The organism is Streptomyces sp. NPDC057137 (assembly GCF_042670825.1).
GTDB lineage: Bacteria > Actinomycetota > Actinomycetes > Streptomycetales > Streptomycetaceae > Streptomyces.
Genome location: NZ_JBHUUW010000049.1, coordinates 1 through 13,106, shown reverse-complemented (window position 1 = coordinate 13,106; position 13,106 = coordinate 1). Strand labels below are relative to the sequence as shown.

The 13,106-nt window shown below is 71.0% G+C and carries 9 protein-coding genes; 6 read left to right on the top strand and 3 right to left on the bottom strand.

The genetic code is table 11. The annotated features are described in order from the left end of the window. The first annotated feature begins 181 nt into the window (after positions 1–181). Positions 182–2,047, top strand: a complete 1,866-nt coding sequence (gene lepA / locus ACFT9I_RS29430; protein ID WP_382569175.1) for a translation elongation factor 4 — start codon at positions 182–184, stop codon at positions 2,045–2,047. A 276-nt stretch (positions 2,048–2,323) separates the two neighbouring features. Continuing rightward, positions 2,324–4,213: an AMP-dependent synthetase/ligase gene (locus tag ACFT9I_RS29425; protein WP_382569174.1), complete on the top strand. Its 1,890-nt coding sequence runs from the start codon at positions 2,324–2,326 to the stop codon at positions 4,211–4,213. 52 nt (positions 4,214–4,265) lie between these two features. Here the strand turns inward: ACFT9I_RS29425 and ACFT9I_RS29420 are convergent, their stop codons facing one another. Beyond that, a complete protein-coding gene (locus ACFT9I_RS29420; protein ID WP_382569172.1) occupies positions 4,266–4,916 on the bottom strand; it encodes a two-component system response regulator in 651 nt (216 codons plus the stop codon). A 253-nt stretch (positions 4,917–5,169) separates the two neighbouring features. Between ACFT9I_RS29420 and ACFT9I_RS29415 the strand changes: the two genes are divergently transcribed. Continuing rightward, entirely contained in the window at positions 5,170–7,338 is a 2,169-nt protein-coding gene (locus tag ACFT9I_RS29415; protein WP_382569171.1) for a SpoIIE family protein phosphatase, read from the top strand. A gap of 51 nt (positions 7,339–7,389) precedes the next feature. Then, positions 7,390–8,622 carry a radical SAM family heme chaperone HemW gene (gene hemW / locus ACFT9I_RS29410; RefSeq protein WP_382569169.1) on the top strand — a complete coding sequence of 411 codons (1,233 nt, stop codon included), beginning with the start codon at positions 7,390–7,392 and terminating at the stop codon, positions 8,620–8,622. A 546-nt stretch (positions 8,623–9,168) separates the two neighbouring features. On the opposite strand, the gene ACFT9I_RS29405 is transcribed toward hemW, so the two are convergent. Together ACFT9I_RS29405 and ACFT9I_RS29400 are read right to left on the bottom strand one after the other, a co-directional pair. Next, complete coding sequence (locus tag ACFT9I_RS29405; RefSeq protein WP_382569168.1) at positions 9,169–9,993, bottom strand: DUF3097 domain-containing protein; 825 nt, start codon at positions 9,991–9,993, stop codon at positions 9,169–9,171. A 36-nt stretch (positions 9,994–10,029) separates the two neighbouring features. Next, positions 10,030–10,752, bottom strand: coding sequence for an MBL fold metallo-hydrolase (locus tag ACFT9I_RS29400; protein WP_382569166.1), 723 nt, complete (start codon positions 10,750–10,752; stop codon positions 10,030–10,032). Between the two features lie 163 nt (positions 10,753–10,915). Here ACFT9I_RS29400 and hrcA point away from each other — a divergent pair, with 163 nt between their 5' ends. Together hrcA and dnaJ are read left to right on the top strand one after the other, a co-directional pair. After that, positions 10,916–11,932: a heat-inducible transcriptional repressor HrcA gene (gene hrcA, locus ACFT9I_RS29395; protein ID WP_382569238.1), complete on the top strand. Its 1,017-nt coding sequence runs from the start codon at positions 10,916–10,918 to the stop codon at positions 11,930–11,932. Next, positions 11,933–13,066, top strand: coding sequence for a molecular chaperone DnaJ (gene dnaJ, locus ACFT9I_RS29390; protein ID WP_189108274.1), 1,134 nt, complete (start codon positions 11,933–11,935; stop codon positions 13,064–13,066). The last annotated feature ends 40 nt before the right edge of the window (positions 13,067–13,106 follow it).

The following is a 13,106-nucleotide window of genomic DNA, read 5'->3' as shown; positions in this document are numbered from 1 at the left end:
GATGATCTTTGAATGAGCGTCCGCGCCGAGACGGCAGCAGACACAGCTGCCCACGCTACCAGCCGGCGTCCGACCGGCCCAAACCGGGCGCAGCCCCGTACCCGTGGGACGATGGAGCCTACGTATCGATCCGATGTGACCCGAGACGAGACGCCGCGCGTCTCAAGAATCAGGACCCTGCGTGCCCGCGACCCCTACCCACGTGCCCGAGCCGAGCCGTACGGACCCGGCGCTGCTCCGCAATTTCTGCATCATCGCGCACATCGACCACGGCAAGTCGACGCTCGCCGACCGGATGCTCCAGTTGACCGGAGTGGTCGATGTGCGGCAGATGCGCGCTCAGTATCTCGACCGGATGGACATCGAGCGCGAGCGCGGCATCACGATCAAGTCCCAGGCGGTCCGGCTGCCGTGGGCCCCCAACGAGGGTCCTGACCAGGGCACCACCCATGTCCTGAACATGATCGACACCCCGGGCCACGTGGACTTCACCTACGAGGTGTCCCGCTCGCTCGCCGCCTGCGAGGGCACGGTCCTGCTGGTGGACGCCGCGCAGGGCATCGAGGCCCAGACCCTCGCCAACCTCTATCTGGCGATGGAGAACGACCTCACCATCGTCCCGGTGCTCAACAAGATCGACCTGCCGGCCGCGCAGCCCGAGAAGTTCTCCGAGGAGCTGGCGAACCTGATCGGCTGCCAGCCCGAGGACGTCCTCAAGGTCTCCGCGAAGACCGGCGTCGGCGTCGACGTCCTGCTCGACCGGGTCGTCAAGGACGTGCCCCCGCCGGTCGGCGACGCCGATGCCCCGGCGCGCGCGATGATCTTCGACTCGGTGTACGACTCCTACCGGGGCGTCGTCACCTACGTCCGTGTCATCGACGGCCAGCTCAACAAGCGCGAGCGCATCCGGATGATGTCCACCGGCGCCACCCACGAGCTGCTGGAGATCGGCGTCTCCTCGCCCGAGATGACCCCGGCCGACGGTCTCGGGGTCGGCGAGGTCGGCTACATCATCACCGGTGTGAAGGACGTCCGGCAGTCCAAGGTCGGTGACACGATCACGTCCCTCCACAAGGGCGCGACCGAGGCGCTGGGCGGCTACAAGGACCCCAAGCCGATGGTGTTCTCCGGCCTCTATCCGCTGGACGGCTCGGACTACCCCGAGCTGCGTGACGCCCTCGACAAGCTCCAGCTCAACGACGCGGCCCTGGTCTACGAGCCGGAGACCTCCGCGGCTCTCGGCTTCGGTTTCCGCGTCGGCTTCCTCGGGCTGCTGCACCTCGATGTGATCCGGGAGCGGCTGGAGCGCGAGTTCAACCTCGACCTGATCGCGACCGCGCCCAACGTGGTCTACCGGGTGGAGATGGAGGACGGCAAGGAGCACATCGTCACCAACCCGAGCGAGTTCCCCGAGGGGAAGATCGACTCGGTGCACGAGCCGGTCGTGCGGGCCACGATCCTCGCGCCCAGCGAGTTCATCGGCGCGATCATGGAGCTGTGCCAGACCCGCCGGGGCACGCTCCTCGGCATGGACTACCTCTCCGCCGACCGGGTCGAGATCCGCTACACCCTGCCGCTCGCCGAGATCGTCTTCGACTTCTTCGACCAGCTGAAGTCCAAGACCCGCGGCTACGCGTCGCTGGACTACGAGCCCACCGGTGAGCAGACCGCCAACCTCGTCAAGGTCGACATCCTGCTGCACGGCGACAAGGTCGACGCCTTCTCCGCCATCACGCACCGGGACCAGGCGTACGCGTACGGCGTACGGCTCGTCGCCAAGCTCAGGGAACTCATCCAGCGCCAGGCCTTCGAGATCCCCATCCAGGCGGCCATCGGCTCCCGGGTCATCGCCCGCGAGACGATCCGCGCCATCCGTAAGGACGTTCTCGCCAAGTGCTACGGCGGTGACATCTCCCGGAAGCGCAAGCTGCTGGAGAAGCAGAAGGAGGGCAAGAAGCGGATGAAGATGGTCGGCAGCGTGGAGGTGCCGCAGGAGGCGTTCATCGCGGTGCTCTCCAGCGACGAATCGTCGAGCAAGAAGAAGTAGCGGGAAGAAGCCGCGAGAAGAAGTGACCGGCGAAGCGACACAGCCAAGTGACGAAGAGAAGTAGCGGGCAAGTGACTCGCGAGTAGGAACGGTCGGGTCCGTGCGCACAGGCGCGCGGACCCGACCGCCGTTCACGGGTCCGGTTCGTTATGAAGCGGCTGCCCGCGTCCCCTTACGCACCGGGCGGGTGCGCTCTACTCTGATCACTGCTCGATGGTTACTCACCAGTTAAACAACAAACCAGTCGCGCAAGCTTTGCGGGGCCCGGAGGACGTCGTGAGCGACACAAAGACCTTGATCGAGAACCGGCCGCCGTCGGTGGCGACCCTCTTCATTGAGCGCGTGGCGGCCACGCCGGACGCGGAGGCGTACCGCTATCCCGTGCCGCCCGCCTCGGGTCAGGGCCCCGACGACTGGAAGTCCCTGAGCTGGGGCCAGGCCGCGGTACGCGTGTACGCGGTGGCCGCCGGCCTGGTCGCGCTGGGTGTACGGCCCGAGGAGCGCGTCGCGCTCGCCGCCGCCACCCGGGTCGAGTGGATCCTCGCCGACCTCGGTGTGATGTGCGCGGGCGCCGCGACCACGACCGTCTACCCCTCGACGAACGCCGAGGAGTGCGCGTACATCCTCGCCGACTCCGAGAGCCGGATCCTGATCGCCGAGGACGCCGAACAGCTCGCCAAGGCGCGCGAGCGCCGGGCCGACCTGCCGAACCTCGCCCACGTCGTGGTGATCGAGGCGGCGGACGCGAAGCCCGCCGAGGGCGACCCGGAGGGCTGGGTGATCTCCCTCGCGGAGCTGGAGGAGCGCGGGACGAAGTACCTGGAGGAGCACCCCGAGGCCGTCAAGGAGCGGGTCGCCGCCATCAAGGCCGACCAGCTCGCGACCCTCATCTACACCTCGGGCACCACCGGCCGTCCCAAGGGCGTACGCCTGCCGCACGACAACTGGTCGTACATGGCGAAGGCCACCGCGGGCACCGGGCTCATCAACAAGGACGACGTCCAGTACCTCTGGCTGCCCCTGGCGCACGTCTTCGGCAAGGTGCTGACCTCCGGCCAGATCGAGGTCGGCCATGTCACCGCAGTCGACGGCCGCGTCGACAAGATCATCGAGAATCTGCCGGTGGTGCGCCCGACCTACATGGCGGCGGTGCCCCGAATCTTCGAGAAGGTCTACAACGGGGTCGCGGCCAAGGCCCGCGCGGGCGGGCCCGCGAAGTACAAGATCTTCCAGTGGGCGGCGGGCGTCGCGCGTGAGTACGCCAAGGTCAGCCAGGACAACTTCCGCCACACCGGCACCGGTTCGGTGCCCTTCGCCCTCAGCGCCAAGCACACCGTCGCCGACAAGCTCGTCTACGCCAAGCTCCGCGCTGCGTTCGGCGGCCGGCTGCGCGCCGCGGTCTCCGGATCCGCCGCGCTCGCGCCCGAGATCGGCTTCTTCTTCGCCGGCGCCGGAATCCACATCCTGGAGGGCTACGGACTCACCGAGTCCAGCGCCGCCAGCTTCGTCAACCCGGGCGAGGCGTACCGCACCGGCACCGTCGGCAAGCCGCTGCCCGGCCTTGAGGTCCGGATCGCCGACGACGGCGAGATCATGCTGCGCGGCCCCGGCATCATGGCCGGCTACCACGGGCTGCCCGAGAAGACCGCCGAAGTCCTCGAATCCGACGGCTGGTTCCACACCGGCGACATCGGCGAGCTGTCGGTCGACGGCTATCTGCGGATCACGGACCGCAAGAAGGACCTGATCAAGACGTCCGGCGGCAAGTACATCGCACCGGCCGAGGTCGAGGGCCAGTTCAAGGCCGTGTGCCCGTACGTCTCCAACATCCTGGTGCACGGCGCCGACCGGAACTTCTGCACCGCGCTCATCTCGCTGGACGAGGCGGCCCTGCTCGGCTGGGCATCGGAGAACGGCATGGACGGCAAGTCGTACGCCGACATCGTGGCGTCGCCGAAGACGCAGGAGCTGATCGACGGCTATGTGAAGGAACTCAACGAGGGCCTGCAGCGCTGGCAGACGATCAGGAAGTTCCGGCTGCTGCCGCGCGACCTGGACATCGAGCACGGTGAGCTGACGCCGAGTCTGAAACTCAAGCGGCCGGTCGTGGAGCGGGAGTACAAGCACCTGCTCGACGAGATGTACGCGGGGTCGCGGGAGGCGTAGACGCGCGTACGCGTCGTGGAGGAGTTACGCGGGCGGGGCCGGCGGCCGGGAACTACGGCTGCGGGCTCCGTCCGCGTCGTAATTCCCGCAGTATGTTGTCGAGCCCGGCCACATGGGCGCGGAGCGACGCCATCTCGCCGGGGCCGCGCAAGGTGTCGCCGTCGCTCTCACGGCCGTCTTCGCTGTCGCCGAGCATGGACCCGATCGCGGAGAGCCGTTCGCCCATCTCGGCGAGCTGGGCGTGGTCCCGGGCGAGCAGGGCCGCCAACTGCTCGTTCTTGCGGTGCAGTTCGAGGAAGACCGTCACCTTGGCGCGCAGCACCCACGGGTCGAACGGCTTCGGGATGAAATCGGCGGCCCCCGTCGCGTAGCCGCGGAAGGTGAATCCGCTGCCGGGATCGTTACCGGTCAGAAAAATGATCGGGACGTCCTTCGCCTGATCCAGACGCTTGATGCCGGCGGCGGTGTCGAAGCCGTCCATGCCGGGCATCCGTACGTCCAGCAGGACCAGCGCGAACCGCTCACGGCGCAGTGCCCGCATCGCCTCCTCGCCCGAACGGGCCCGCACCAGCGGGACGTCGAGCGATGCCAGCACGGCTTCGAGCGCGAGAAGATTGTCCTCCATGTCATCGACGAGAAGGATTCCCGCGCGGTCGGCAACCGGGGTGTCAGCGGGTGGGTCGGTGGGTATCTGGGTGCTCATCGTCGGTGGCGTCCGAGTAGGTGATGGCCGGGTTGGGGGGATCCGGGTGCGTAGTGTGTTGGGGGTGCGGCGGCCGGGAAGTGGCCTCTGAGCTCCGTTCTTCGCCCACTTCTTCGCCCATTTCGATGACTCGACGCTTATGGGCACGCTCAGTCTGTCACTCTGTCGGGGTCGTAAGCGGCGCAACGAAAGAAACAACCAGGAGCCGCACGTGGGGCCTATAGGGGACCGTCGGAACCCGAACGATCCGGAAGTGCCGGCTCCGGCGCGGAGCCGGACGTTCCGCAACGACGAGCGACGCACGGCACGCACCAGCCTGCCGGGGAACCCGCTCGCCCCGTCCGCCGCGCGCCGGTTCGTGCGCGCGGCGCTCGCCGAGTGGACCAGCCTCGGGCTGCTCACCACCTGCGCCCTCTGCCAGGGGGACGAGGCGTGCCCGCCGGGCCGGCACAGCTCCGACGGGCTGGCCGACGACGCGGTGCTGATCGTCGACGAACTGGTCACCAACGCCGTCGTGCACGCGGGCACCAACGTCGAACTGCTCTGCCGCCTCGAAGCGGCCCCGAGCGAGCCGGAGGGACCCGGCGGGCCGCCCGGCCCCGACGACCCGTCCGCCGCCCTTCCCGGGCCGGACACGGCCGCCGAGCAGGAGCCCGCCGCGCTCGTCATCGAGGTGTCCGACCACCACCCCGCCCGCTCCGTACGCAGCGACGCCCACGAGCCGGCGGGTGGCGGCTCCCCCGACTACGGCCGGGGCCTCCAGCTCATCGCCGCCCTCGCGGAACGCTGGGGCATCACCTACCGCACCGGCCTCAAGACCGTCTGGGCCCGCCTCCCGCTCGACGGACCGATCGCCGAGGTCGCGGCGGGCACCGGCGCCGACGGGGCCGCGGGGGTCAACGGAGTCCTCGGCGAACCCGCCCTGCGCCGCGGGCTGCGCGCCGCCGAGATCATCGCCCCCGCGCCGCGCGGAATGCCGCGCGAGGACCCGGACTGGATCAGCCGGGGCGCCCTCTCCTTCCTCGCCGAAGCCTCCGACCTGCTGGCCGGACAGCTCGACGAGGACCTCGTCGCCGCCCTCGCCGGACAACTGCTCGTGCCCCGCCTCGCCGACTGGTGCGCGATCTGGCTCGACGGCGAGGAAGGCCACGGCCGTACGGGCGCCCCTCGGCTCGCCCGCGTCTGGCACGCCGACGAGTCCCGCATCGAGCTGCTGCGCGCCCTCCTGGAGAAGGAGCCGCCACGGCTGCTCGACACCCAGCGCGGGCAGGACGGCACCGGCACCGGCACCGGCGGCCGTAACGTGCCCGTCCCCGTCCCCTGGCCCGGCGCGGGCCAGACCGGCGCGCACGACGGCGCGGCCGTCGCCTGCCGGCTCGTCGCCAACGGCCGCCCCCTCGGCACACTCGTCCTCGGCCGGCGCAGGCTCGCCCGGATGCCCGACGAAGTGACCGCGCTCATCGAGGACTTCGCCCGCCGCGTCGCCCTCGCGATCGGCGCCGCCCGCCGCTACACCCGGCAGGCCACCATCAGCCGCGTCCTGCAACGCAGCCTGCTGCCCAGCCAGGTGGCCAGGATCCCGGGCGTCGAGAGCCACCTCGTGTACGAGCCCGCCGACGACGGCGTGGTCGGCGGCGACTTCTACGACGTCTTCCCCGCGCCGCCCGGCGGCCGCTGGTGCTTCATGCTCGGCGACGTCCAGGGCAGCGGCCCCGAGGCCGCCGTCGTCACCGGCCTCGCCCGGCCCTGGCTGCGGCTCCTCGCCCGCGAGGGGTACGGCGTCGGCGAGGTGCTCGACCGCCTCAACCGGCTACTGCTCGACGACGCGATGGAGGCCGCCGAGGCCGCCGCGCTGATGGTCGCCGTCGCCGGCGGGCAGGACCTGTCGGGCGGCGAGAGCGGGCTCCCCGGCCTCAGCGACCTCGGCCCGCTCGGTGACATCCGCGACATCGGCAAGAGCCTCGACGACGGCCGGGGCGGCGGACTCGCCGACGGCGGCCAGTCGCGCTTCCTGTCCCTCCTCTACGGCGAGCTGGCACCGCTCCCCGGCACCTCGGGCGGCGCCCGCTGCACCCTCGCGAGCGCGGGCCACCCGCTGCCGCTGCTGCTGCGGCCCGACGGGACGGTACGGGTGGCGGCCGAGCCGCAGCTCCTCCTCGGGGTCGACGAGAACGTCGCGTACGAGAGCCTGAGCTTCGACCTGGCGTCGGGCGACACGCTCCTGTGCGTCACCGACGGCATCACCGAGCGCCGCTCCGGGCGGCTGCTCCTGGACGACGACGACGGCCTCAGCGCGATCCTGGCGGGCTGCACGGGCCTGAACGCGCAGGGCGTCGCCGAGCGGATCAGACGGGCCGTCCACGACTTCGACCCGAGCCCGCCGTCGGACGACCTGGCGATGCTGGTGCTGCGCGCGGAGTAGGCGTCTCCGGCCCCGGGTCGGCCCACCTCTCCGGTGCGGGACACTGGGGGCATGCCTTCCGCTCTGCCCGACGGTGACCCCATGCCCGAGTCCGGTGCGCTGCCCCCGCACGCCCTGGAGGGCGCGGCGGACCGGCCGCTCGGCTTCTACCTGCACGTGCCGTACTGCGCCACCCGCTGCGGCTACTGCGACTTCAACACCTACACCGCGACGGAGCTGCGCGGCTCGGGCGGCGTGCTGGCCTCCCGCGACAACTACGCCGACACCCTGACCGACGAGGTCCGGCTCGCCCGCAAGGTCCTCGGCGACGACACCCGGCCCGTCCGCACGGTCTTCGTCGGCGGCGGTACGCCCACGCTGCTGGCCGCGGCCGACCTCGTACGGATGCTGGGCGCCGTACGCGACGAGTTCGGCCTCGCCGACGACGCCGAGATCACCACCGAGGCGAATCCGGAGTCCGTCGACCCGGCGTACCTTGCGGAGCTGCGCGCGGGCGGCTTCAACCGGATCTCCTTCGGCATGCAGAGCGCGAAGCAGCACGTCCTTCAGGTGCTCGACCGCACGCACACGCCCGGGCGGCCCGAGGAGTGCGTCGCGGAGGCCCGCGCGGCCGGGTTCGACCATGTGAACCTCGACCTGATCTACGGCACGCCCGGCGAGAGCGACGACGACTGGCGCGCGTCCCTGGCGGCGGCGGTGGGCGCGGGGCCCGACCACGTGTCGGCGTACGCGCTGATCGTCGAGGAGGGCACGGGGCTGGCCCGCCGCATCCGGCGGGGCGAGGTCCCCATGACCGACGACGACGAGCACGCCGACCGCTATCTGATCGCGGACGAGACGCTGGCCGCGGCGGGGTTCTCCTGGTACGAGGTCTCCAACTGGGCCACCACACCGGCCGGTCGTTGCCTGCACAACGAGCTGTACTGGCGCGGCGCGGACTGGTGGGGCGCGGGGCCGGGCGCCCACAGCCACGTGGGCGGGGTCCGGTGGTGGAACGTGAAGCACCCCGGCGCGTACGCGGCGGCGCTGGCGGAGGGCCGCTCGCCGGGCGCGGGCCGGGAACTCCTCACGGCGGAGGACCGGCGCGTGGAGCGCATCCTGCTGGAGCTGCGGCTGTCGGAGGGCGTGGAACTGTCCCTGCTGCGGCCGGCGGGGCTGGACGCGTCTCGCAGGGCCTTGGCCGACGGGCTGCTGGAGGCGGGTCCGTACGAGGCGGGGCGGGCGGTGCTGACGCTGCGGGGGCGGTTGCTGGCGGACGCGGTGGTGCGGGATCTGGTGGACTGAGGGTTTCGTTTGCCGGGTCCGCCCGGTGGTCGTTGTCCTCAAGCGCCGGACGGGCTGGGTGGTTGCGGTGGTGGCCGGGTGCGGTGCGCCTGCGGCGCGCTGGGTGGGTTGCGGTGGTGGCCGGGTGCCGCTCCGGGGTCATGGCCGGACGGCATGACTTACGCCGCGTGCACGGCTCGTTGGACCCGAGGAGACCTCCTTGTCCACGCGGCACAAGTCAGCCTGAGTGTCCGACCACGACCCCTGCGCGTCCCCCTTCCAACCCGCGGGCGGGAGTGGGGTTCGAACAGCCCGCGGTGCCGGCGTGAGGGGGGCGGGGCCGCAGGAGGGGTGTGTCCGGACACTCAGGCTGATTTGTGGCGCGTGAGAAGCCCGGTTCCCTCGGGTCCAACGAGCCCTGCACGCGCCGTAAATCATGCCGTCCGGACATATCCCTCCGGAGGGCCCGAACCCCGACCGTCAGCCGACCACCGCAACTCACCCAGCCCGTCCGGCGCTTGAGGACGAACCCGGCCGCCGGGCGGACCCGGCACAAGACCAACCCGGTCAGCCAGACGTCGGCTCCGTCACGAAGTCGATCAGCTCCTCCACCCGCCCCAGCAACGCCGGCTCCAGGTCCCGATAGGACCGCACCGAGGACAGGATCCGCTGCCACGCCGCACCGGTGTTTTCCGGCCAGCCCAGAGCCCGGCACACCCCCGTCTTCCAGTCCTGGCCGCGCGGGACCGTCGGCCACGCCGGGATGCCCACCGACGACGGCTTCACCGCTTCCCAGACGTCGATGTACGGGTGGCCCACGATCAGGACGTCGTCCCCGGTCACCTGCTCGGCCAGGCGGGACTCCTTGGAGCCGCGCACCAGGTGGTCGACCAGCACGCCGAGGCGCGCGTCCGGTGCCGGGGCGAAATCCGCGACGATCGCCGGGAGGTCGTCGATGCCCTCCAGGTACTCCACGACCACGCCCTCGATCCGGAGGTCGTCGCCCCAGACCCGTTCGACCAGTTCCGCGTCGTGCCGCCCCTCGACGTAGATACGCCCCGCACGGGCCACCCGCGCCCGCGCGCCCGGGACGGCCACCGAGCCGGAGGCCGTACGGGCCGGCCGGACCGGGCCGGCGGCGGCGGGCCGGACCAGGGTGACCACCCGGCCCTCGAGCATGAACCCCCGCTCCACCAGCGGGAACACCCGGTGCTTGCCGAAGCGGTCCTCCAGGGTGACCGTCGGGCCCTCGGCCGTCTTCTCGCAGCGGATCACCGCGCCGCAGAAGCCTGTCGACACCTCCTCGACCACCAGATCCGGTTCGGCGGGCACCTCGGGCACCGGCTTCGAACGCTTCCAGGGCGGGGTCAGATCGGGGCTGTAACTGCGCATCCGCAGACGATAACGGGGCCCGCGCCACGAGGGGGGCTACGTCGTGCCGAAACGCGCGGCCAGCGCGCCCCGCTGCGCCCGTACGAACGCCGCGTCGACGGCCGCGCCATGGCCGGGAACGTACACCGCGTCCTCCCCGCCCAGCGTCAGCAGCCGGTCCAGCGCGGCCGGCCAGCGGGCCGGGATCGCGTCGTCGCCGGCCTGCGGCTCGCCCGACTCCTCGACCAGGTCGCCGCAGAAGACGACCTCCCGGTCGCCGGGGACGAGCAGCGCCAGATCGTGCCCGGTGTGCCCCGGGCCGACATTGGCGAGAAGTACCTGTCGCCCGCCGAGGTCGAGCGTCCACTCGCCCGACACCGGGTGGTGCGGCACGACCAGCGCGTCCACCGCGGAGGCGGCGTCGGAGGCGGACACCCCGTGCCGTACGGCCGAGGCGCGCAGGCTCTCGCGGTCGTGGAGCAGCAGCTCCGCCAGGCCCACCGCGCCGTAGACCTGGGTGCCCGAGAACGCCGCCGTGCCCAGGACATGGTCGAAGTGGGCGTGGCTGAGCGCGATGTGCGTGACGCGCCGCCCGCCGCACAGCGCCTGCGCCTGCGCGCGGATCTCCGCGCCCTCACGGAGCGTCGAGCCCGTGTCGTACAGAAGGACGGCGTCCTCGCCGACCACGAGGCCGACCGTCGCATCCCAGCCAGGCAGTCTCCGTCTGCCGACTCCCGGTGCGATCCGTTCCCAGCCGTGCTCTTCCCAACGGACGTTCATACGGCGACGCTATCGGTGGGGCGGGCGGTGCCGCGCGGTAGCGTGACCGGTCGGCCTTGCTAGGGGCGTACCTCACGGCCGTACACTGGGCCGGGGAATGCTGGCACTCCTACGCATCGAGTGCCAGGCCGGATCCGAGGACCCAGAGCTGGAGGTGTGCGCGATGCTGAGCGAACGCAGGCTTGAGGTGTTGCGCGCCATCGTCCAGGACTATGTCGGCACCGAGGAGCCCGTCGGCTCCAAGGCGTTGACCGAGCGGCACAAGCTCGGTGTCTCCCCGGCCACCGTCCGTAACGACATGGCGGTCCTGGAGGACGAGGGCTTCATCGCCCAGCCCCACACGAGTGCGGGGCGCATTCCGACGGACAAGGGCTATCGGCTCTTCGTCGACCGGCTGGCGGGCGTCAAGCCCCTGTCGGCGCCGGAGCGCAGGGCCATCCAGAACTTTCTCGACAGCGCCGTCGACCTGGACGACGTGGTGGGCCGTACGGTGCGGCTGCTCGCGCAGCTGACCCGGCAGGTCGCGGTCGTGCAGTACCCCTCGCTGACCCGCTCGACGGTGCGGCATGTGGAACTGCTCTCGCTGGCCCCCGCGCGGCTGATGCTTGTGCTGATCACCGACACCGGCCGGGTCGAGCAGCGCATGATCGACTGTCCGGTGCCGTTCGGCGACACATCGCTGGCGGATCTGCGGGCCCGGCTCAACGCCCGGGTCGTGGGGCGCAGGTTCTCCGATGTGCCGCTGCTGGTGCAGGAGTTGCCCGAATCCTTCGACATGGAGGACCGGGGGACGGTGTCCACGGTCCTCGCGACGCTGCTGGAGACACTGGTCGAGGAGACCGAGGAGCGGCTGATGATCGGCGGCACCGCCAATCTGACGCGCTTCGGGCACGACTTCCCCCTGACGATCCGGCCGGTGCTGGAGGCACTTGAGGAGCAGGTCGTGCTCCTCAGGCTGCTCGGCGAGGCCGAGGACTCGGGCATGACCGTACGAATCGGGCACGAGAACGCCCACGAGGGCCTCAACTCCACGTCCGTCGTCGCGGTCGGCTACGGTTCGGGCGACGAGGCAGTCGCCAAACTCGGCGTGGTCGGACCGACCCGCATGGACTACCCCGGAACGATGGGAGCGGTACGCGCAGTGGCACGTTACGTCGGACAGATCCTGGCGGAGTCGTAAGTGGCCACGGACTACTACGCCGTACTCGGCGTACGCCGCGACGCATCACAGGACGAGATCAAGAAGGCATTCCGCAGGCTCGCCCGCGAGCTGCACCCGGATGTCAATCCCGATCCCAAGACGCAGGAGCGCTTCAAGGAGATCAACGCCGCGTACGAGGTGTTGTCGGACCCGCAGAAGAAGCAGGTCTACGACCTCGGCGGCGACCCGCTCTCACAGGCGGGCGGTGGCGCGGGCGGCTTCGGGGCCGGTGGCTTCGGCAACTTCTCCGACATCATGGACGCGTTCTTCGGGACGTCGCAGCAGCGTGGCCCGAGGTCGCGCACGCGGCGCGGCCAGGACGCGATGATCCGGCTGGAGATCGACCTCAACGAGGCGGCCTTCGGCACCACCAAGGACATCCAGGTCGACACGGCGGTCGTCTGTACGACCTGCTCGGGCGAGGGCGCCGCACCCGGCACCTCCGCGCAGACCTGCGACATGTGCCGCGGTCGCGGCGAGGTCTCGCAGGTCACGCGGTCCTTCCTGGGCCAGGTCATGACGTCGCGGCCGTGCCCGCAGTGCCAGGGCTTCGGTACGGTCGTGCCGACCCCCTGCCCCGAGTGCGCCGGCGACGGCCGCATCCGGTCGCGCCGCACGCTCACGGTCAAGATCCCGGCGGGCGTCGACAACGGCACCCGTATCCAGCTCTCCGGCGAGGGCGAGGTCGGGCCCGGTGGTGGTCCGGCGGGTGACCTGTACGTCGAGATCCACGAGCTGCCGCACGCGGTGTTCCAGCGGCGCGGCGACGATCTGCACTGCACGGTGACCATCCCGATGACGGCGGCCTCTCTGGGCACGCAGTGTCCGCTGGAGACGCTGGACGGCGTCGAGGACATCGACGTCCGTCCCGGCACCCAGTCGGGCCAGTCGATCCCGCTCCACGGCCGCGGCATCACGCATCTGCGGGGCGGCGGCCGGGGCGACCTGATCGTCCATGTCGAGGTCATGACCCCGTCGAAACTCGACCCGGAGCAGGAGCGGTTGCTGCGAGAGCTGGCGAAGCTCAGGGGCGAGGAACGGCCCACCGGCCAGTTTCAACCGGGTCAACAGGGGCTTTTCTCAAGGCTGAAGGACGCGTTCAACGGGCGTTAGGCGCGGTGTCCTCAGGCGCCGGACGGGCTGCTTTCCAGCC

Excerpts from the sequence above, each read along its gene's own strand:
- ACFT9I_RS29420 (WP_382569172.1), bottom strand. The coding sequence starts at position 4,916 with ATGAGCACCCAGATACCCACCGACCCACCCGCTGACACCCCGGTTGCC.
- hemW (WP_382569169.1), top strand. The coding sequence starts at position 7,390 with ATGCCTTCCGCTCTGCCCGACGGTGACCCCATGCCCGAGTCCGGTGCG.
- ACFT9I_RS29405 (WP_382569168.1), bottom strand. The coding sequence starts at position 9,993 with ATGCGCAGTTACAGCCCCGATCTGACCCCGCCCTGGAAGCGTTCGAAG.
- ACFT9I_RS29400 (WP_382569166.1), bottom strand. The coding sequence starts at position 10,752 with ATGAACGTCCGTTGGGAAGAGCACGGCTGGGAACGGATCGCACCGGGA.
- hrcA (WP_382569238.1), top strand. The coding sequence starts at position 10,916 with ATGCTGAGCGAACGCAGGCTTGAGGTGTTGCGCGCCATCGTCCAGGAC.